This is a genomic window from Nonomuraea sp. NPDC050153 (assembly GCF_044460125.1).
In the GTDB taxonomy this organism is placed as follows: domain Bacteria; phylum Actinomycetota; class Actinomycetes; order Streptosporangiales; family Streptosporangiaceae; genus Nonomuraea.
Genome location: NZ_JBITJQ010000005.1, coordinates 270,957 through 290,360, shown reverse-complemented (window position 1 = coordinate 290,360; position 19,404 = coordinate 270,957). Strand labels below are relative to the sequence as shown.

At 72.4% G+C, this 19,404-nt stretch carries 15 protein-coding genes; 10 read left to right on the top strand and 5 right to left on the bottom strand.

Annotated elements, in window-relative coordinates; translation table 11 throughout:
* Positions 1-68: 68 nt before the first annotated feature.
* From pgi to ACIBQ1_RS16155, 5 genes are read left to right on the top strand one after another with little or no spacing between them, the layout of a single operon-like run.
* Positions 69-1,700 (top strand): glucose-6-phosphate isomerase, encoded by a 1,632-nt coding sequence (gene pgi / locus ACIBQ1_RS16175; RefSeq protein WP_397278119.1) that lies wholly within the window; start codon positions 69-71, stop codon positions 1,698-1,700.
* Between the two features lies 1 nt (position 1,701).
* Positions 1,702-3,105, top strand: a complete 1,404-nt coding sequence (gene zwf, locus ACIBQ1_RS16170; RefSeq protein WP_397278117.1) for a glucose-6-phosphate dehydrogenase — start codon at positions 1,702-1,704, stop codon at positions 3,103-3,105.
* A gap of 53 nt (positions 3,106-3,158) precedes the next feature.
* Positions 3,159-3,512 (top strand): spore germination protein GerW family protein, encoded by a 354-nt coding sequence (locus ACIBQ1_RS16165; protein ID WP_397278115.1) that lies wholly within the window; start codon positions 3,159-3,161, stop codon positions 3,510-3,512.
* A 1-nt stretch (position 3,513) separates the two neighbouring features.
* Positions 3,514-4,050 carry a hypothetical protein gene (locus tag ACIBQ1_RS16160; RefSeq protein WP_397278113.1) on the top strand — a complete coding sequence of 179 codons (537 nt, stop codon included), beginning with the start codon at positions 3,514-3,516 and terminating at the stop codon, positions 4,048-4,050.
* A complete protein-coding gene (locus ACIBQ1_RS16155) occupies positions 4,047-4,682 on the top strand; it encodes a LysE family translocator (RefSeq protein WP_397278111.1) in 636 nt (211 codons plus the stop codon). The genes ACIBQ1_RS16160 and ACIBQ1_RS16155 overlap by 4 nt, the downstream gene beginning before the upstream one ends.
* A 62-nt stretch (positions 4,683-4,744) precedes the next feature.
* Here ACIBQ1_RS16155 and ACIBQ1_RS16150 read toward each other — a convergent pair whose 3' ends face one another.
* The 4 genes from ACIBQ1_RS16150 to ACIBQ1_RS16135 form a co-directional block, all read right to left on the bottom strand.
* Positions 4,745-5,965, bottom strand: coding sequence for an MFS transporter (locus ACIBQ1_RS16150; protein WP_397278109.1), 1,221 nt, complete (start codon positions 5,963-5,965; stop codon positions 4,745-4,747).
* 117 nt (positions 5,966-6,082) lie between these two features.
* Positions 6,083-6,982, bottom strand: a complete 900-nt coding sequence (locus ACIBQ1_RS16145) for a sugar ABC transporter permease (RefSeq protein WP_397278107.1) — start codon at positions 6,980-6,982, stop codon at positions 6,083-6,085.
* Positions 6,979-7,965, bottom strand: coding sequence for a carbohydrate ABC transporter permease (locus ACIBQ1_RS16140; RefSeq protein ID WP_397278105.1), 987 nt, complete (start codon positions 7,963-7,965; stop codon positions 6,979-6,981). Before ACIBQ1_RS16140 ends, ACIBQ1_RS16145 begins: the two co-directional genes overlap by 4 nt.
* Before the next feature lie 3 nt (positions 7,966-7,968).
* Positions 7,969-9,252 carry an extracellular solute-binding protein gene (locus ACIBQ1_RS16135; RefSeq protein ID WP_397278103.1) on the bottom strand — a complete coding sequence of 428 codons (1,284 nt, stop codon included), beginning with the start codon at positions 9,250-9,252 and terminating at the stop codon, positions 7,969-7,971.
* A 266-nt stretch (positions 9,253-9,518) separates the two neighbouring features.
* On the opposite strand from ACIBQ1_RS16135, the gene pulA reads away from it, so the two are divergent.
* The 5 genes from pulA to ACIBQ1_RS16110 all read left to right on the top strand — a co-directional run bounded on the left by pulA (position 9,519) and on the right by ACIBQ1_RS16110 (position 18,221).
* Complete coding sequence (gene pulA, locus ACIBQ1_RS16130) at positions 9,519-12,032, top strand: pullulanase-type alpha-1,6-glucosidase (protein ID WP_397278101.1); 2,514 nt, start codon at positions 9,519-9,521, stop codon at positions 12,030-12,032.
* Between the two features lie 192 nt (positions 12,033-12,224).
* Positions 12,225-12,806 (top strand): hypothetical protein, encoded by a 582-nt coding sequence (locus ACIBQ1_RS16125; RefSeq protein WP_397278099.1) that lies wholly within the window; start codon positions 12,225-12,227, stop codon positions 12,804-12,806.
* Between the two features lie 138 nt (positions 12,807-12,944).
* A complete protein-coding gene (locus ACIBQ1_RS16120; protein ID WP_397278097.1) occupies positions 12,945-13,667 on the top strand; it encodes a VIT1/CCC1 transporter family protein in 723 nt (240 codons plus the stop codon).
* 69 nt (positions 13,668-13,736) lie between these two features.
* Complete coding sequence (locus tag ACIBQ1_RS16115) at positions 13,737-16,022, top strand: hypothetical protein (protein ID WP_397278095.1); 2,286 nt, start codon at positions 13,737-13,739, stop codon at positions 16,020-16,022.
* 39 nt (positions 16,023-16,061) lie between these two features.
* On the top strand, positions 16,062-18,221 hold the full coding sequence (locus tag ACIBQ1_RS16110) for a hypothetical protein (protein ID WP_397278093.1): 2,160 nt from the start codon (positions 16,062-16,064) through the stop codon (positions 18,219-18,221).
* Here the strand turns inward: ACIBQ1_RS16110 and ACIBQ1_RS16105 are convergent.
* The gene (locus tag ACIBQ1_RS16105; protein WP_397278091.1) at positions 18,141-19,331 is read right to left on the bottom strand and encodes a cytochrome P450; all 1,191 of its coding nucleotides are present in this window, start codon (positions 19,329-19,331) and stop codon (positions 18,141-18,143) included. The genes ACIBQ1_RS16110 and ACIBQ1_RS16105 overlap by 81 nt on opposite strands.
* Between the last annotated feature and the right edge of the window lie 73 nt (positions 19,332-19,404).

The window sequence follows — 19,404 nt, the reverse complement described above, 5'->3', positions numbered from 1 at the left end:
GAATCAATCTCGGTGGGTAATGGGTTACGGCACGATGGTGATCCGGTTTGGCGACACGAGGAGGAAGCGTGAACGGCGACATCACCCAGAGCCAGGAGTGGGCGGCTCTCGGCAAGCACCATGAGGAGCTGGCGGGCAGGCACCTGCGCGAGCTGTTCGCGGAGGACCCGGGCCGGGCCGGGCGCATGACCGTGACCGCCGGCGACCTGTTCCTCGACTACGCCAAGCACCGCGCCACCGGCGAGACGATCGACCTGCTGGTGGCCCTGGCCGAGCGGGCGGGGCTGCGCGAGCGGATCTCCGCCATGTTCGGCGGCGAGCACATCAACGTCAGCGAGGACCGCGCCGTCCTGCACGTCGCGCTCCGCCTGCCGCGTGCCGCCGAGCTGGTCGTGGACGGGCAGGACGTGGTCGCCGACGTGCACGCCGTGCTCGGCGAGATGGGCGCCTTCGCCGACCGGGTCAGGTCCAAGGAGTGGAAGGGCGCCACCGGCAAGCCGATCGAGACCGTGGTCAATATCGGCATCGGCGGCTCCGACCTCGGCCCCGCCATGGCCTACGAGGCGCTGCGCGACTACGCCGACGCGGGCGTGCAGGCCAGGTTCGTCTCCAACATCGACCCGGCCGACATCACCGGCAACCTCGCCGGCCTCGACCCCGCGACCACGCTGTTCGTGGTCAGCTCCAAGACCTTCACCACGCTCGAGACGCTCACCAACGCCCGCGTCGCCCGCCGCTGGCTGGTCGAGGCGCTGGGCGAGGACGCGGTGTCCAAGCACTTCGTGGCCGTCTCCACCAACGCCGCCAAGGTCGCCGAGTTCGGCATCGACACCGACAACATGTTCGGCTTCTGGGACTGGGTCGGCGGGCGCTACTCCTACGACGGCGCCATCGGCCTGTCCCTGATGATCGCGATCGGGCCCGAGCGCTTCCGCGAGATGCTGGCCGGCTTCCACGCCATCGACGAGCACTTCCGCACAGCCCCGTTCGAGGCCAACATGCCGGTCCTGATGGGCCTGCTCGGGATCTGGTACGACGACTTCTTCGGCGCCGAGACCCGCGCCGTGCTGCCCTACAGCCAGCGGCTGCACCGCTTCCCCGCCTACCTGCAGCAGCTCACGATGGAGTCCAACGGCAAGTCCGTGCGCGCCGACGGCACCCCCGTCCCGGCCGCGACCGGCGAGATCTTCTGGGGCGAGCCCGGCACCAACGGGCAGCACGCCTTCTACCAGCTCCTCCACCAGGGCACCCGGCTGGTGCCCGCCGACTTCATCGGCTTCGCCGAGCCGTTCGAGGACCGCGAGGGCATGCACGACCAGCTCACCGCCAACCTCTTCGCCCAGACCTCGGCACTGGCGTTCGGCAAGACGGCCGAGGAGATCGCCGCTGAGGGCACGCCGCCCGAGGTCGTGCCGCACAAGGTGATGCCCGGCAACCGGCCCACCTCCACGATCCTCGCGCCCAAGCTGACCCCCTCGACCCTGGGCCAGCTCGTCGCGCTCTACGAGCACCTCGTGTTCGTCGAGGGCACGATCTGGGGGATCGACTCCTTCGACCAGTGGGGCGTCGAGCTGGGCAAGAAGATGGCGCTCGACCTGGCGCCCGCGCTCACCTCCGAGGAGCCGCCCGCAGAGCTGCCCGACGCCTCCACCGAACAGCTCGTCCGGAAATACCGCGAGCTGCGCGGAAGGCGTGTCTGACATGCGTCACGCGTCCGGGACCGGGCACGGGCGGGGCGCGGAGAAGGCCGGGGCGCTGGTGCTGTTCGGCGTCACCGGCGACCTCGCGCGCAAGATGATCCTGCCCGCGCTCTACCGCCTGACCGCCGACAGCCGGCTCGACCTGCCCGTCATCGGCGTGGCCAAGACCGACCTCGACCTCGACGGGCTGCGCGAGCACGCCCGCGAGGCCGTCGGCGGCGTGCGCGACGCGGCCTTCGACAAGCTCGCCGGAAACCTGCGGCTGGTCGCGGGCGACTACCGCGACCCCGAGACGTTCGCCAGGCTCGGCGAGGAGGTGGCGGGCAAGGGCTTCCTCGTCCACTACCTCGCGGTGCCGCCGTCGCTGTTCGCCACGGTCGCCGAGGGGCTGGCCGGGGCCGGGCTCAACCACGACGCCCGGCTCGTGGTGGAGAAGCCGTTCGGCCACGACCTCGCCTCGGCCCGCGAGCTCAACGAGGAGCTGTTCAAGCACTTCGACGAGGACCACGTGCGGCGCGTCGACCACTTCCTGGCCAAGGAGCCGGTCGAGGACCTCATGGTGTTCCGGTTCGCCAACACGCTGCTGGAGCCCATCTGGAACCGCAACCACATCCGCAGCGTCCAGATCACCATGGCCGAGGACTTCGACGTGCGCGACCGCGGCGCCTTCTACGACGCCAACGGCACGGTCCGCGACGTGGTGCAGAATCACCTGCTGCAGCTGCTGGCCATCCTCGCCATGGACCCGCCGCCGTCCACCGACGCCCGCGCCCAGCTCGACGAGAAGTGGCGGGTGCTGCGCGCCGTGCAGGCCATCGACCCCGCCGACGTCGTACGCGGCCAATACTCCGGCTACCTCGACACCGACGGCGTGCGCCCCGGCTCCACCACCGAGACGTTCGTCGCGCTGCGCGCCTACATCGACAACTGGCGCTGGGCCGGCGTGCCGTGGTGCGTCCGCTCCGGCAAGGCGCTGCCGACCACCGACCTGGAGGTCGTCGCCGAGCTGCGCAGGCCGCCGGTGACGATGTTCCGCGGCGGCGACGCGCCGCCCGGCCCCAACCTCATCAGGTTCCGGCTCCAGCCGGACGCCGGGGTCACCTTCGACCTGCTGGCCAAGGAGCCGGGCAGGCAGCACACCAGGCCGGTGCCGGTCAGCGTCGACTTCACCAAGGTGCTCGGGCCGATGGAGGCCGCCTACGAGCGCGTCCTGGCCGACGCCGTCAGCGGCGACCCGCGGCGGTTCGCCAGGTTCGACCTGGTGGAGGAGTCGTGGCGGATCGTCCAGCGGGTGCTCGACCTGCCGGAGCGGCCGCTGCCGTACGAGCAGGGGTCCTGGGGGCCGGAGCCGGCCGAGAAGATCGCGCCGGGCGGCTGGCACGAGATCTCGACGACGTTCGACTGACGCATACGGGACGCCGGTGGTCAGCCGGGCGATCCGTGGTGAACGATGGTGGTATGGACATCATGAAGGTGGTGGAGCAGGCGACCGACGCCGCGACCGTCAAGCGCGTCTTCGGCGAGCCCGTCCGGCAGGGCGACGTCGTCGTCATCCCGGTCGCCCGGGTCGCCCAAGGGGGCGGCGGCGGGGAGGGCCGGGGCAAAGGGGAGAAGGGCGAGGAGGGCGGGGGCAGCGGCATGGGCGTCGGCTTCGGCGCCACGCCCGCGGGGGTTTTCGTGCTGAAGGACGGTGAGGTCAGCTGGCGGCCCGCCGTCGACGTCAACCGCATCGTGCTCGGCGGCCAGATCGTGCTGATCGTGGTGGCGCTGACCCTCCGCTCCATCCTCAAGAAGCGGCGACGCGGGCGCTGACGTGCTGGTCGACCTGCTCGACGCGGACCTGCCCACCCGAGACTTCCTGATCCCGGGGGCCAACCTGCCGGTGCGCCAGACCCGGCTGGACGGCCTGTCCTCGCTCGTCCGCTTCCCGCCCGGCTGGGCCCGGCCCGAGCACGGCCACTACCTGGCGGGGGAGGAGTTCGTGGTGCTGGAGGGCGAGCTGCGCGTCTCCGGCATCACGTACGAGGCCGGCCGGCACGGCTGGCTGCCCGCCGGGACGCTGCGCCACTCCGGCGCCGCGCCCGGCGGCGCGCTGGCGTTCACGGCCTTCGCCGGTGAGGACACCTGGGTGAGCAGCGACCTGGACGAGCCGGACGGCCCGAGCCTGCGCACGCCGCTGGAGACCGTCGTCATCCCCGAGGGCGGCCTGCGGCTCACCCCGCACTCCGCCCTCCTGGACACGCCCGTCGCCCTCGGCGGCCCCGCCGAGATGATCACCGTGCCGACCTGGACATGGGAGCGGTCGGCCTTGATCCCCGAGGGGCGAGTCCTCGTAAGGTGGACGCCATGACCTTCACGACGCAGTTCGTGGGCTTCGGGGTGCTCGTGCTGCTCGGGGCGATGTCGCCCGGCCCCGACTTCGCGGTCGTCGTCCGCCGCTCCGCCGTCTCCGGGCGCCTGCACGGCATGGCGGCCGCGATGGGCATCGCCGTCGGCGTCTTCGTGTGGGTGGTCGCCGCGGCCACCGGCGTCGCCGCGTTGCTGGCGGCCTCGGCGACGGCTTTCACCGTGGTGAAGGTGGCCGGGGCGGCGTACCTGCTCTACCTCGGGGCCAAGGCGCTGCGCTCCGCCCTGCGCACGGGCGGGGCGCTGGAGCTGGACCTGCCCGACCCGGGGCGGCGCAGCACCGGGGCCGCGTTCGCGGAGGGCCTGCTGACCAACGTGCTCAACCCTAAGGCGGCGCTGTTCTTCGTGGCCCTGGTGCCGCAGTTCGTCAGCTCGGGGGCCCCGGTGGGGGAGACCCTGCTCCTGTCGGTGATCGCCCTGGTGGGGACGGTCGCGTGGTTCCTGGTGGTGGCCAACGTGGTGGGCACGCTGCGCCGGCTGTTCGCCCGGCCGGTCGTCCGCCGGGCCGTGGACGGCCTGACGGGCGTCGCCCTCGTCGCCCTCGGCGTCAGGCTGGCCGCGGCCACCCGCCCGTAGCCCACCACCCGCCCGACACCGACGTGTCGGGCGGCTCCTCCCGATCCGGCGGCGTGCGGCGTCTAGTGGTCCGGCACTCCCGATTCGGTGGTGTGCGGCGTGTGGTGGTTCGGTGCTCCCGGTTCGGTGGTGTGTGGCGTGCGGCGGTTCGGCAGGGCCGAGCCGGCCGCCAGGACGGCGAGGCCGGCGAGGGTGACCCCGGCGCCGACCCAGAGCGGCGAGACGAACCCGAACCCCGCCCCGAGGGCCAGCCCGCTCAGCCAGGCGCCCAGCGCGTTGCCGACGTTGAAGGCCGCGATGTTGGCGCCGGAGGCCAGCGTGGGCGCGTCCTGGGCGTACCGCATGATCCGCAGCTGCAGTCCGGGCGCGGTGGCCAGGCCGACCGCGCCCATCAGCAGCAGCGAGACGACCGTCATGACCTTGCTCTGCGCGGTCAGCGCGAACACCGCGAGCACGGCGGTGAGCAGCGCCAGGATCGCGATCAGCGACGCGTTCAGCGCCCGGTCGGCGAACTTGCCGCCGAGGAAGTTGCCCGCGAACGTGCCGGCCCCGAACAGCACCAGCAGCCAGGGCACCGTGGCGGAGGCGAACCCGCTGACCTCGGTGAGCGTGAACGCGATGTAGGTGAACGCGCCGAACATGCCGCCGAAGGCGAGCACGGTGACCGCGGCGGAGACCCACACCTGCGGCCGGCGGAACGCGGCCAGCTCGCCGCGCAGGCTCGTCCCGGCCGGCGCCGGCGTCGGCGGCACCAGCAGCCGGATCCCGGCCAGCGCGACCACGCCGATGATCGTGATCGCCCAGAACGTCGAGCGCCAGCCGAGCTGCTGCCCGAGCAGCGTGCCCAGCGGAACCCCGAGCACGTTGGCCGCGGTCAGCCCGGCGAACATCAGCGAGATGGCGCCGGCCCGCCGGTTCGGCGCGACCATGTCGGCGGCGACCACCGAGCCGACGCCGAAGAACGCGCCGTGGCACAGCGCCGCGACGACCCGGCCCGTCATCAGCACCGAGTAGGCCGGCGCGACCGCGGAGATCAGGTTGCCCGCGATGAACAGCACCATCAGCGCCAGCAGCACCTTCTTGCGGTCGAACCGGGCAATCGCCGCGGTCAGCGCGACGGCGCCGGCCGCCACGCTCAGCGCGTAACCCGAGACCAGATATCCGGCGACCGGCTCGCTGACGCCGAAGTCCGCCGCGACCTGCGGCAGCAGTCCGATGATCCCGAACTCGGTGAGCCCGATGCCGAAGCCCCCGAGTGCCAGGGCGAGAAGCCCTACAGGCATGTCCAAACCCTCCATTGCAGTGCGTCCGCGTTTATGCGGCGTCTGCAATTTTTGTCCGCGCGGCCATGCTTCCGCGAGTGGCCGGTGAGCCACTATGCGAAAGATTCAGGCCAGGGTTCAGGACTTCGTGGCGCCGGCCGTGAGGCCGGTGATGAGGTGGCGCTGGACCAGGAGGAAGACGACGCCCGCCGGGATCGCGATGAGCACGGCCGAGGCCGTCATCAGCCCCCAGTCGGACCAGTGCTGGCCGACGAACTGCTGCAGCCCGACGCCCAGCGTGCGCTTGTCCTCCTGCGACATGAACACCGTGGCGTAGCCGACCTCGCCCCAGGCGGTCATGAAGCAGTAGAACGCGGTCACCGCGATCCCGGGCCGCGCCAGCGGCAGCACCACGCGCCAGAACGTGCCGAACGGGGTCAGCCCGTCCACCATCGCGGCCTGGTCGATCTCCACCGGCACGGTGTCGAAGTAGCTCTTCATCATCCAGGCGCAGAACGGCACCGAGATCGTCATGTACGCGATCACCAGCCCGGGGATCTGGTTGAGCAGGCCCAGCCCGGCCATCAGGTTGTAGAGCGGCACGATGAGGATGGCGACCGGGAACATCTGGGTGATCAGCAGCAGCCACATCACGGAGCGGTGCCCGGGGAAGCGGAACCGGCTGACCGCGTACCCGGTGGTCGCCGCCAGGAACACCCCGGCCAGCATGGTCAGGCCGGCGGTGAGCACGCTGTTGAGCAGCCACTGCGGGAACTCGGTCGCGGTCAGCACGCGGACGTAGTTGTCGAGCGAGGAGTGGTCGAAGAGCCGCAGCTCCGCCGAGAGCCAGCTGTCGCGCGGCTTGAGCGAGGTCAGCACCAGCCACACGACCGGGAAGAGCGAGACGGCCACGGCGAGCAGCAGCCCCGCGTGCAGGCCGATCGAGGCCAGCGGGCCGCGCTCGCCGCGCCCGCGCCCCGCCGCACGCCCCGCCGTACGCCCCGTCGTGCGCGCGGGCGTGCTCCCAGTCGTGCTCACCAGGGATCTCCTTGACTGCGCAACGTGCGGCGGTAGCCGATCGCCAGCACCACCAGCATGAGGAGGATGATCACGCCCCAGGCGGCCGAGCCCGCGTAGTTCCGCACGCCGGTGAAGGCCTCGCGGAAGGCGTAGGTGACCAGGATCTCGGTCTCGCTGCCGGGGCCGCCCCGCGTCACCAGGAAGATGATCGGGAACATGTTGAACGTCCAGATCGTGCCGAGCAGGACCACCGTGGACGACACCTGGCGCAGTCCGGGCAGCGTGATGGCCCTGAACCGCTGCCACGGGTTCGCCCCGTCCACCTCGGCCGCCTCGTACAGCTCGGCCGGGATCGACTGCAGGCCGCCGAGCATGGCGACCATCATGAACGGCACCCCGATCCACACGTTCACGGCGATCACCGCGATCTTGGCCGTGGTCGGGTCGTCCAGCCAGCCGACCCCGGACAGCCCGGCCGCCTTCAAGAAGCCGTTGATCACGCCGTAGTCGCTGTTGTACAGGTAGCGCCAGATGAAGGCGGCCACGAAGGCGGGCACCGCCCAGGGCAGGATCAGCAGCACGCGGTAGACCGAGCGGAAGCGGAGCCTGCGGTTGAGCATCACGGCCAGGCCGAGGCCGATGCCGTAGTGCAGGGCCACGCAGACCACCGTCCACACGACGGTCCAGACAAGCTTGTCCCAGAACAGGCCGGAGGTCAGGATCTGCACATAGTTGTCCAGGCCGACGAACTCGTAGGTGGCCGGGATGACGTTCACCCCGATAGTCCGGCCGATGTTCGCCTCGGTGGCGTCCGTCAGCGACAGGTACACCCCGCGCGCCAGCGGCCAGCCGATCAGCACCGCCATCACGACGACCACCGGCGCGATCATCGCCCACGCGTACCAGTGGGCCGACAGCGCGCGCCGCAACCGCCCAGGTCTGTCGTGGCGGCCGCGAGCCCTCTCACCCGCGGCCGCCACCCGTCCGGTCGAGACCGCCACCGGTCAGCTCCAGTCCTTCATGATCCCGCGGTACTGCTCGTCGACCTTCTTGAGCATGTCCGCGGGCGCGGCCTTGCCGCCGACCAGCGACTGGTAGCCCTCCAGCAGCGGCTGGAACAGCTGCCCGCCCTCGGGGATCCACGGCCGCGGCACGGCGGTGTCCATGATGGGCTTGAAGACCACGACGTCGGAGTTGCCCTGCACGTCGGGGCTGGCGTACGCGGAGGTACGGGTCGGCAGCAGGCTGATCTCCTTGGCGATCTTCGCCTGGGCCTCCACGGTGGTCATGAAGCGGACGAACTCGTAGGCCGCCGGGATGTTCTTGGAGCCCGCGTAGATGGCCAGGTTCCAGCCGCCCGTGGGCGCGCCGGCCTTGACCGAGCCGGCCGGGACCGGCGCGATGCCCAGGTTCTTCTTGTCCTTGAACTCCTTGCCCTGGTAGATCTCCGACAGCGACCACGGCCCGTTGTAGATCATCGCCGCCTTGCCCTCCTTGAGGGCGGTCATCGCGTTGGCGTAGCTCTCCGTCGTGGCGGGCTTGGGCGCGGCGCCCGAGCTGATCAGGTCGGCCACGGTCTGGATCGCCCGCACGTTCGCCGGCGAGTTCACCACGATCTTCTTGTTGGCCACGTCCAGGAGGTCGCCGCCCTCGCCGTAGATGAACGGCAGCAGGAAGTAGGAGTCGACGTTGAGCGCCAGCCCCTCGGCGCCGGTCTTGGCCTTGACGTCGAGCGCGGTCTGCTTCAGCTCGGCGATCGTCTTCGGCGCCTCCTCGTGCCCGGCCTCCTTCAGCAGCCGCTTGTTGTAGAGCAGCGCCAGGGTGTCGGTGACCTGCGGCACCGCGTACGTCTTGCCGTTGTACTCGGTGCTGCTCAGCGGCCCAGGCAGGAAGTCGGCCTCGTTGTCCACCGCCCGCGTGCCGTCCAGCGGCTGCAGATAGCCCAGCGACGCGAACTGCGAGGTCCAGGCCACCTCCGAGCGGATCACGTCCGGCGCGCCCGCCCCCGCCTGCGCGGCGGTCTGGAACTGCCCCTGCGCCTGGTCGGAGGGCACGTTCACGTATTTGACCTTGACCTGCGGATACTTCGCCTCGAACTCCTTGATCAACGCCTGGAACGTCGGCCCCTCGCTGTCCGGCCGGGTCGTGTCCCACCACGTGATCTCGCCGCTGACCTTCGACGGGTCGGAGACGGTCGCGGTGGGGCTCGCCGTGTTCCCACCGCCGCAGGCGGAGACCGCCAGAGCCAGTGCCGCAACGACGGCCGCGGCGGGTAAAAGTCGTCGCATGTCCTTCTCCTCACGAGTTCGAGGGGGTGGAACACGCCGGACGTTACGCCGACGTGACGCTCCTTGAAAGATGGGTACGTAAGGTTTCTGCAAGTTGTTACCTTGATCCACGGATGCGGGGGGCTGGCCGCCGATCCCCGTGTTCCCCGGCGTTTCCGCAGGCGGTCCCCTATGGTGGACCCTTGATCACCGCGGGGCCGCCGCCCTTGCGGCCGGGAGGCGGTTCTGGCGGTTTCGGAAATTTCCAGAAAGGGTTGCAAAGCGTCGTGATCCGCGAGGGCGGGGCGAGGGCCCACTGGATCGACCGCGACACGGTCGCGTGGCAGGTCGACCCGTCGCTCGACCACTCCCTGGCCTGCGGCGGCGAGGACGACCCGCGGGTCATCCGGCTGTCGCCCGGCACGCTGAGCGAGGAGCAGCGGAACGCGTGGCCGCACCTGGCGTCGCACACCGCGCTGAAGGTGGACCCGCGAGACGCCGGACTCGTCCGCGAGGCGCTGCGCGACCGGGTCGTGGCCGTGGCGCGGGACGGCTCGGGCGAGCTCGTGGCGGAGACGGGCGTGCAGATCCCCGGCGTGCTCGACGACCTCTACGCCGGGGCGGCCACCGCCCCGCTCGGTCCCTCGGGGCGGACGACCCCGAGGCTGTCGCTGTGGGCGCCGACCGCCCGCGAGGTCGCGCTGGTCCTGTACGGTCCGGGCCGCACAGTGCATCCGATGCGGCGCGACGACGAGACCGGCGTCTGGTCGGTGCGCGGGCTGCCGACGTGGTGGGGCCGAGAGTACACGTTCCTGGTCACGCACCACTCGGGGACGAGCGAGGTCACGGACCCGTACGGACCGGCCGTGACCCCGGACGGCGGGCGCGCCAGGCTCGCCGACCTCGACGGCCCCGCGCTCAAGCCGCCCGGCTGGGACCGGCTGGCCAAGCCCCCGGCCGTCCCCCAGTACCGGGCGACGATCTACGAGCTGCACGTGCGCGACTTCTCGGCCTCCGACCTCACCGTCCCGGCCGCGCTGCGCGGCACGTACGCGGCCTTCGGCCTCGACTCCGCCGGGATGCGGGAGCTGCGGGCACTGGCCGAGGACGGGCTGACGCACGTGCACCTGCTACCGGTGTTCGACTTCGCCACGGTGCCCGAGCGCGGGGCCGACCGGACCGAGCCGGACTGCGATTTCGCCGCGCTGCCGCCCGACTCGGAGCGGCAGCAGGAGTGCGTGGCGCGCACGGCCGCGACCGACTCCTTCAACTGGGGCTACGACCCGCTGCACCACACGGTGCCCGAGGGCTCGTACGCGACCGACCCCGACGAGCGGATCAAGGAGTTCCGCGCCATGGTCGCCGCGCTCAACGGCGCCGGGCTGCGCGTGGTGATGGACGTGGTCTACAACCACACCCACTCCACCGGCGTGCTCGACCCGATCGTGCCCGGCTACTACCACCGCCTGCTGGAGGACGGCACGGTCGCCGACTCCACCTGCTGCCCCAACACCGCGCCCGAGCACACGATGACGGGCCGGCTGGTGGTCGACTCGGTCGTCACGTGGGCGCGCCAGTACAAGATCGACGGCTTCCGCTTCGACCTCATGGGCCACCACCCGAAGGCGAACATCCTCGCCGTCCGGCGCGCCCTCGACGAGCTGACCGTGGCCGTGGACGGCGTGGACGGCAGGTCGATCATCCTGTACGGCGAGGGCTGGAACTTCGGCGAGGTGGCCGACGGCGCCAGGTTCGAGCAGGCCACGCAGGCCAACCTGGCCGGCACCGGCATCGGCACGTTCAACGACCGGCTGCGGGACGCGGTGCGCGGCGGCAGCACCTTCGACGCCGACCCGCGCGCGCAGGGGTTCGGCTCGGGCCTGGCGGGCGCGCCGAACGGTTCCCCGGCCAACGGCACGGCCGAGCAGCAGCGGGCCCGGCTGGCCGGCTACACCGACCTGATCAAGCTAGGGCTGGCCGGGAACCTGCGCGACTACGTGCTGCCCTCCGGGAAGACGGGCGCGGAGATCGACTACAACGGCTCACCCGCCGGGTACGCGGCCGAGCCCGGCGAGACCGTGACGTACGTGGACGCGCACGACAACGAGACCCTGTTCGACGCGCTGGCGTACAAGCTGCCGCAGCCGACGCCGATGGCCGACCGGGTGCGCATGCAGGTGCTGTCGCTGGCCACCGTGCTGCTGGCGCAGGGGGCGGCGTTCGTGCACGCGGGCAGCGAGCGGCTGCGCTCGAAGTCCCTCGACCGCAACTCCTACGACTCCGGCGACTGGTTCAACCGGCTGCTGTGGGACTGCTCCCAGGGCAACGGGTTCGGCGGCGGGCTGCCGCCCAGGGCCGACAACGAGGCCAGGTGGCCCTACGCGAGGCCGCTGCTGGCAGACCCGGCCCTGGTTCCCGGCTGCGCGGAGATCGGCAACTGCCGGGCCAGGTTCGGGGAACTGCTGCGGATCCGGGCCTCGACGCCGGCGTTCGCGCTGGGGTCCGAGGTGCGCGAGCGGCTGACGTTCGCCGACTCGGCGGACGGCGTGATCGCGATGCACGTGGACACGTCCGGGCTGGACCCGCGCTGGTCGTCGGTCACCGTGGTGTTCAACGCCACCCCGTCCACGCAGGCCCAGCCGATGGAGCGGCTGGCCGGGCCGGCGGTGACGCTGCACCCCGTGCAGGCCGCCTCCGGCGATCCGGTGGTCCGGGAGTCGGCCTTCGCCCCGGACACCGGCACGCTCACGGTCCCGGCCCGCACGGTGGCGGTGTTCGTCGCCAAAACCGGCACCGGATAGAGGTGGGACAGCTCGGGTAGGGGGAACATTTAGCACCAAGAAAGTACATCACTGGCGTTGGCGGTCGCGACAGCGCAGACTGGATTGACGGCGATCGCGTGGAGCAGTGGAGCACCCGTGGACTATCACCTTGATCACATGCCGGTCCTGTCCCGCGGCAGACACCGCAATCCGAAACGCGGTGCCTGTTTCATGGAACTGGCCTCCTACCTGGCCGGAGAACGGTGGAGCGACCATCCGGCCTGCACCCACCCCTTGCTGGCCGCACTCGCCCGCCTGGTCAACGACAACACCAGCGACGAAAGCCGCGCCCGGCTCGTCCACCTCGTCCCGTCCATCATCGGCCTGGCCAGCGACGACCTGAGGGTGGACGCCCGCATCGCGCTGCGCTGCGCCACGACGGCCCTGCCGGTGGCGGCGGCCGAACGCCAGCTCGCGCTGGCGGTGTCGGTGCTCGCGGCCGAGGAGATGCTCGCCAGGCTCGAAGGCGGCCCGTCGGGGCGCCTGAGCGAGCAGAGCCGCCGGGCGATGGAGGAGGTGCCGCACGCGGCCGAGCAGGCCAGGCGCTTCAGCCGCGCGGCCAGGATCACGGAGAAGGGCTTTCGCCGGTACGCGGCGCCCAACGCGGTCCAGCTGTCGGTGGTGGGCATCGTCCAGGCCTGCATCACCGACCCGGACGCACTGCTGCGCCGCCTGCTGGAAGAGTCGATCGACGACTGCGCCGCCCTCATCCGCACCCCGGAGCAGACCGCTCCGGCCCCGGTCCACGCCTGACCGGTTTCTCAGCGGCGCCCGGTCGACGGGCGCCCTGATCGGGCTTCTTCGCAGGTCAGGGAAGCCTCCCCTTCGTTGCGGATCTTGAGCAACTGTGTCTACATTCCTGGTGAAACATTGGGAATGGAGGGCACTTTAGTGACTATTGAGCTGACTCACCCTTATGTCCCGGAGAAGCACCACAGTCACCGCGACGTCACCGGTGGGTGGTTGCGTCCCGCAGTCTTCGGGGCGATGGACGGGCTGGTGTCCAACCTCGCGCTGATCGCCGGAGTCGTGGGCGCGGCCGGGGCCGGGCGCGGCGCGGTGGTGGCCGGGGTCGCGGGGCTGATCGCGGGCGCCTGCTCCATGGCGGCCGGTGAGTACACCTCGGTCAAGTCCCAGGCGGAGCTGATGCGCGCGGAGATCGCCGTCGAGCGGCGGGAGCTGGCCCGCAATCCCGAGGGCGAGCAGGCGGAGCTGGCGGCGATGTACCGGGCGAAGGGGCTCGACGCGGACCTTGCGCGGCGGGTGGCCGAGGGGCTGTCGGCCGATCCCGAGCAGGCCCTGCGGGTGCACGTGCGGGAGGAGCTGGGCGTCGACCCCGACGACCTGCCCTCGCCGTACGTGGCCGCCGCGTCGTCCTTCTGCGCGTTCGCGGCCGGGGCGCTGGTGCCGCTGGTGCCGTTCCTGTTCGGGGCGTCCGGGCTGGTCGTCGCCATGGTGGTGAGCGTGCTGGCGCTGTTCGGGTTCGGGGCGGCGGTGGCGCGCATGACCGCGCGGCCATGGTGGCTGGGCGGGGTGCGCCAGCTCGCGCTGGGCGCGGGCGCCGCCGCCGTGACGTTCGGGCTCGGGCATCTTCTGGGCGTCACCGTCTCGTAAGACTCCCGCCCGGAATGTGTGACATTCTCGTGACTGTACGTGATGAGCCTTGCGGCGGATCATGGCGCCATGGACGGATTCCTCGACGAGACCCGCTCGGGTGTGACCGAGCTACGCGTCCACGGCGTCTCCGGCACACCCCCCGAAGGCATGCTGAACCACCCCCACCCCTGGCTCGTCGCCGGCGACGGCACCACCGGGTTCTACCGGCGCTGGTGGACCGAGGGGCGGCCGGACGGCGAGCACGCGGACGTGCCGGAGGCCAGTCACCGGGAGGCCTACGCCTGGGGCGGCCTCACCTCCGGCGGCAGGACGATCGCGCTGTGGCTGCTCCTGCTGCCGTTCGCGCTGGCGAACCTGTCGTACTTCATGCTCCCCCGGCCCCGGCGCGGCACGGGGCTGCGGCACGTCACCGAGGCCGCGCAGCGGCTGTTCGCCCTGCTGCTGACAGGCACCCTCGTCGGGGCCGTCACCCGGGCCAGCGTGGACCTCGTCGGCTGGCAGTGCACCGCGGCCGGGCGGGCCTGCACCTACGACACCGCGCCCGTGTGGGTGCACTGGCTGGGCGCGCTGTGGGGGAACGAGCCGTCCAAGCGGCTGGCGGTCACCGCCCTGATCCCGTTACTGGTCGTCGTGCTGCTGTGGTGGATCGCCCGGCGCACCTGGCAGCGCGACGAGAGCACGCCCCTGCCGCCCGACGGCGGGCCCGGCATCGATCTGCCGCTGGCTCAGCCGCGGCTGTGGCACGGCCGGGCGCCGGTCTGGCGGCTGCGGGTCGTGCACGTCTGCTTCGCGATCGCCTCGATCGGCGTGGCCGTGTCCGCGCCCTTCGCGGGCACCACGCCGGGGCTCGCCCTGACCGTCGCGAACGCTGGCCTGCAACTGGCCGCCATGGTGCTCGCCGCGCTGCCGTCGATCGCCCGGCGGTTGGACCCCGGCTCGGACGAGACGATCCCGGGCCGGCTCACGTTCGCCTGCCGGGCGCTGCGCGTGCTCGCGCCGCTGACGTGCCTGGCCACGCTCGGGACCGCGCTGGTGGGGATGGAGCCGGGCCCGCCCGCGCGGCAGCTTCCCGGCGTGGGAGTGGGGACGTTCCAGTTCGCGCTCACGGTCGGGATCGGCGCGTTCATCCTGGTCGCCACCTGCGTGCTGGCCTGGATGGACCGCGGTTCCGGCGAGCCGCGGGCGATGGGCGGGATCGCCGCGTGGTTCGCGTTGATGGTGGCCGCGGGCAGCGCGAACGTGCTGGCGCTCGGCCTGCTGTTCTGGACCGCCACGTTCTTCGGCGTCCCGGGCACCTCCGCCTCCCCTGAGCCGCTCGACAGGAAGCTCTTCCTCGACGACCCGGTGTGGTGGACGGCCGCGCTGGTGCCGCTGCTGGCGGTCGGCTTCGTGGCCCTGGCGATCGTCCTGTACGCGATCCGCGGCTCCGAGGCCGGCCGGCTGACCACCGAGCTGACGCCCCTCTACGGCGAGCGCGACGGCGGCGCGGTGGCGGAGAAATGGGCGCTCGCCGCGCTGACCGACCGCGCCGGCCTCGTACTGGCCGTGCTGACCGGGATCGGCGTCGCCGGGTTCGCCGCGGCCACCGTGATCTACCAGTTCCACCTGTTCACCCCGGGCGGCGGGATCGTGGGCCTGCTCGCCACGCTCGGGAGCTGGGCCATGACGGCGGTCGTCGTCGGCCTGGTCTTCCTCGGCCGCCGCACGTACTACGACTCCGGCCTGCGCCGCACGATCGGAATCCTCTGGGACATCTCCACCTTCTGGCCCCGGGCCATCCACCCGCTGGCCCCGCCCTGCTACACCGAACGCGTCATCCCCGAGCTGATCGACCGCGTGGGCCGGCTGTCCAGGACCGAGCGGGACGAGGTGGTCCTGTCCGGGCACAGCCAGGGGAGCGTCATCACCGCCGCCCTCGTGCTGCAGCTCGGGCCCGAGGCGCGGGCCCGGGTCAGGATGATCACCCACGGCTCGCCGCTGCGCCGCCTGTACGCCGCCTTCTTCCCCGCCTACTTCGGCTCCGCCGGGCTGTCGGCCGTACGGGAGGCCGTCCCCTGGTACAACCTCTACCGGCTGAGCGACCCCATCGGCGGGCCCGTCTTCGGCCGCGTCGACCCCCTGGCTCCCGCCTCCGGCACCCCGAACGGCCCCCTGAACGGCCCCCTGAACGGCCCCCTGAACGGCCCCCTGAACGGCGTCGACCGGTTCTGCTGGGACCCGCCCCGTCCCGTCCCCGGCGAGCCGCTGCCCCAGGCGCGCTGGCACTCGGACTACTGGCTCGACCCGGAGTACGACGAGGCGCTGAGCCGGTTGATCGTCGGAAGGCCCTCGCCCGAGCTCCCGGCCCGGTAGGGTTTCGGGCGTTTCCCAACAAGAGCGGGGGTTGGCTCGGTGAGATGGGTGCTGTTGCTGCTGGTGTCGTCCGCCCTGTGGTGGACGGCCCCGCCCGCCCAGGCGGCGGCGCAGGCGGCGCAGGGGGCGCGGGAGGACGCCGGCGGGCGGGTGGCGTTCATCGGGGTGCCGGGGCTGATGTGGAGCGATCTCGACCCGGCCGACACGCCCCGGCTGTGGCGGCTGGCCGGGCAGAGCGGGATCGGGTCCCTGTCGGTCAAGGCCGTGGGCACCGTGACCTGCGCGTACGACGGGTGGCTGACCGTGGCCTCCGGCGTGCGCTCGGCGGTCGGGCGCCGGTGCGGGATGTCGCCGGAGCCGGTCGTCCAGGGGTCGGGGGCCGTGGTCTCCGAGGTCGCGGGGCTGCTGCAGCTGCGTGACGGGACGTACGCGGGCACGCTGGGGAACGCCGTGCACGCCGCCGGGCAGTGCACGGCCGCCGTCGGGCCGGGCGCGGCGCTGGCCCTGGCCGACCGGGAGGGCAAGGTCGACCTGTACGCGGCCGAGCCCGCGGGGCTGGCTGACTGGAGCCGCTGCCGGATGCTGGCCGTGGACGTCGACGTGCTGGTGAAGCCGTACATCGTGGACGGCAAGCTGCCGCTGGAGCCCGAGCTGCTCGCCCCGGATCGGCGGCGCGCCCTGGTCCGCGAGGCCGACGCCAAGGTCGGCGCGGCGCTGGACAAGCTGCCCCCTGACACCGAGATCGTGCTGGCCGGGATCGGCGATCACGGCTTGGTGCCGCACCTGCGCGTGGCGATGTGGCATCGCCCGGGCATGGCGGCCGCGCCGGGCGGCGAGGTCGCCGGGCCGTCCGTGGGGGCCAACTCCACCAGGCGCGCGGACATCGTCGTGCTGCCCGACATCACGCCCACGCTGCTCAACGCGGCGGGCATCGCCGCGCCCTCCACCGTGATCGGGCTGCAGTGGCGGCTGGGCGAGCGCACCACGATCGACGACCTGCGCAGGGCCGACCTCAAGGGCACCGCCGTACGCGGCACGACCGGCTTGTTCTTCACCGGCTTCGCCATCCTCCAGGTCGCCTTCTACGCCCTGGCCTACTTCCTGCTGTCCAGGCGCAGGCGGCTGGGCGCGGTGGGCGTGGCCGCCATCGTGCTGGCCTCCGTCCCCGTCTCCACGTACGCGGTCAACCTGGTGCCGTGGGAGCGCAGCCCGTACCCCGTGCCGACGCTGATCGGCGGGGTGCTGGTGAGCACGGCGATCATCGCGGCCGTCGCGCTCGGCGGCCCGTGGCGGCGCGACCCGCTGGGCCCGCCCGCCGCCGTCGCGGCCATCACCGCCGCCGTGCTCGTGGGCGATCTGCTGACCGGGACGACGCTGCAGTTCAACAGCCTGATGGGCTACACCGCCGTGGTCGGCGGGCGCTACTACGGCCTGGCGAACATCCCGTTCGCGCTGCTGGCCACGGCCGTGCTGATGGCGACCGCGGTGGCCGCGGAGCACCTCGTCCGCCTCGGCCGCAAGCGGCTGGCCGTGGCCGGGGTGACAGGGCTCGGCGTGGTGGCGATGCTGCTGGCGGGCTGGCCCGGCGTCGGCAGCGACTTCGGCGGCGTGATCGCGTTCGTGCCGGGCATCGCGGTGACCGCGCTGCTCGTCGCGGGCAAGCGGGTGTCGGTGCTGAAGCTGGGCGCGTTCTGCGTGCTGGGCGGGGTGGCGGTGTCGATCATCGCGGTGCTCGACCACCTGCGCCCGCCCGCCTCGCAGACGCACCTGGGGCGGTTCGTGGGGCAGGTGATCGACGGGACGTTCCTGCCCATGATCGGGCGCAAGCTGGGCGCGATGCTGAACACCATGCTCTCCCCGAACCTCATGCCGATCGTGCTGGCCGGCCTGGCGTTCCTGATCTTCGCCGTGCTGCGGCCCGGGCAGATCAGCGCGGGCATCGTGCCGAGGGCGTTCGCGCGGGCGCCCATGTTGCGGGCCGGGCTCGTCGGCGCGCTGGTCAGCGGCGTGGTCGGCATGCTGGTCAACGACTCGGGCACGGCCGTGCTGTCCATGGCGGTCGCGCTGGCCGTGCCGCTGGTGCTGCACGCGGGCGTGCGCTCGGCGGGGGAGCCGGACTCACCAGGCGAGGTGGAGCTCCTCGGGGGCCCGGTGGATGAGCGTGGCCGCCATGACGACGTCCTCGCCGGCGAGACGTAGGCCGGGCAGCTCGCGCACGAGCAGCTCAAGGGTGACCTTGAGCTGCTCGCGGGCCAGCAGCGCGCCCGGGCAGCCGTGCACGCCGTGCCCGAACGACAGGTGCCGCGCCGGCTCCCGCGCGATGTCGAACTCGTCCGGCCGCTCGAACACCGCCTCGTCCCGCCCCGCCGAGCCGAACGACACGAACACCGTCTCGCCCTCGCCGAGCGCGGTCCCCGCCAGCTCCAGCGGCCTGGTGACGGTGCGGCGGAAGCCCTGCACGGGCGCCTCGTACCTGGCCGCCTCCTCGATCGCCGCCCCCGCCAGCTCCGGCCGCTCGCACAGCAGCTCCCACTGGCCGCGCTCGCGCAGCAGGCGGTGCACGACGGTGCCCAGCAGCGCGGTCGTGGTCAGGTGGCCGGCCAGCATGACGTTCTGCGTGTTGGCCACGATCTCGTCGCGCTGCTCCGGCGTCGGCTCGCCGGGGCCCGGGGCCAGGCCGCGCGACAGCTCCCCGGTCAGGCTCTCCGCCGTCCGCGACCGGGCCGCGTGCGCGTCGAACAGGTGCCGCAACGCGGCCACCTCGCGGGCCGCGGCGACCTGCTCGTCCTCCGGCATCGGCGTGAACAGCAGGTCCTCGGCCCGGTTGCCGGCCCGGATCGCGGCGGGCACGTCGGCCGGGTCGAGGCCGAGCAGGCGCCCGATCACCGCGGCCGGGAGCAGCCTGGCGTAGCCGGACATCCACTCCACGCGGCCCGCCTTCGCGAACGACGCGACCAGCTCCTCCGCCGTCGCCCGGACGAACGGCAGCGCCGCCGCCACCCTGGCCGGGGACAGGCCGCGGGTGAGCGGCCGGCGGTAGCGCGCGTGCGCCTCGCCGTCCGTGCTCAGCACCACCGGGGCGGTGCCGGGCGCGCCCGCCAGCTCCGCGAACGCCCGCGGGCCCGGGATCACGTCGGGCCGCAGCGCGCCCTTGGAGGAGAAGTCGTCCGGGCGCCCCAGCACCTCGCGCGCGTCGGCGTGCCGGGCCACCAGCCAGGCGTCCAGCTCCTCGACGAACGTCAGCCCAGGGGCGGCGCGGGCCCTGGCGTAGACGGGATACGGGTCGCGGTAGAGCGCCTCTCGATCCACGCGTACCATCCTGCAAGCCCGGTCGAGCGCCGACAAGATCTGAAATTTTCTTTTAGTTCACTCCTAAGTCTTG